Annotated in this window: 1 pseudogene; it reads left to right on the top strand. The window is 58.3% G+C overall.

The annotated features are described in order from the left end of the window. The first annotated feature begins 202 nt into the window (after nucleotides 1-202). A pseudogene (locus V2S85_RS27110) lies at nucleotides 203-984 on the top strand (IS5 family transposase). The last annotated feature ends 120 nt before the right edge of the window (nucleotides 985-1,104 follow it).

Raw genomic sequence — 1,104 nt, 5'->3', positions numbered from 1 at the left:
CAAGCCAATGCTCGAGATCCCGCTGCCAATCCTCTTCCATCGCCAGCCTCCATCAAAGCTGGCTCCCTATGAATCACGCATTTCCCCTGCAGGGAATCCCGAAAATCACAATTCTGCCAAAGTAGTGTTAGGCCGCGTTGACAAAGTGGATTCCCAATCTGCCTGATTTCTGATTCAGAGCTTTTCTTTGTGAGGAGCGATGATGGTTCGGGGCGATCTGACGGACGAGGAATGGGATGTGATCGCGGGGCTGTTGCCATCGGAGCGCGGTCGTAAGTCCCGCCCTGCCCATGATAACCGGCGTTTTCTCAACGGCATGCTGCATGTTCTGCGGGTCGGCTGTCCGTGGCGGGATATGCACGAACGCTATGGCTTGTGGAACTCGGTCTATGTGCGGTTTCGGCGCTGGGCCGAACAGGGCGTGTGGGATGCGATCCTCGCGACGCTGGTGGAATTGGGGCTGACCGACGACTGGCAGCACATGATCGACAGTACCACCGTTCGCGGCCATGTCTCGGCAGTGGGCGGAAAAGGGGGGCTCGTGCGCAGGCTTTTGGTCGATCACGCGGCGGCTTTACGTGCAAAGTCCACGCCCGCTGCGACAATCAGGGGCGCCCTCTTGGTTTTGTCCTGACTTGCGGGGAGGCATCCGATTATGGCGCTGTCGATGCCCTGATGGCGATCCCTGTCGCCAAGCCCAAGGCTCTGCTCGCCGACAAGGGGTATGATGGTGACGTCGTTCGCGAAAACCTGCTGATGCAGGGCATCCTGCCGATCATCCCGCCCAAGTCCAACCGCCGTGAGCCCATTCCCTGTGACTTTCGGCGTTACCGGGATCGCAACCGCATCGAGCGCATGTTTGGTCACCTCAAGCAGTTCCGCCGTGTCGCCACCCGCTACGACAAAACTGCTCTGTCCTTCGCAAGCTTCCTAAATCTCGCCGCTATCCGAAAATGGCTGCCACACTTTGTCAACGCGGCCTAGCACTACTTTGGCAGAATTGTGATTTTCGGGATTCCCTGCAGGGGAAATGCGTGATTCATAGGGAGCCAGCTTTGATGGAGGCTGGCGATGGAAGAGGATTGGCAGCGGGATCTCGAGCAT

The sequence above is a fragment of the Novosphingobium resinovorum genome (assembly GCF_036352595.1).
Lineage (GTDB): Bacteria > Pseudomonadota > Alphaproteobacteria > Sphingomonadales > Sphingomonadaceae > Novosphingobium > Novosphingobium resinovorum_B.
Note: the sequence above shows the minus strand (reverse complement) of the source record. Positions and strands in the feature narration are given on the sequence as shown.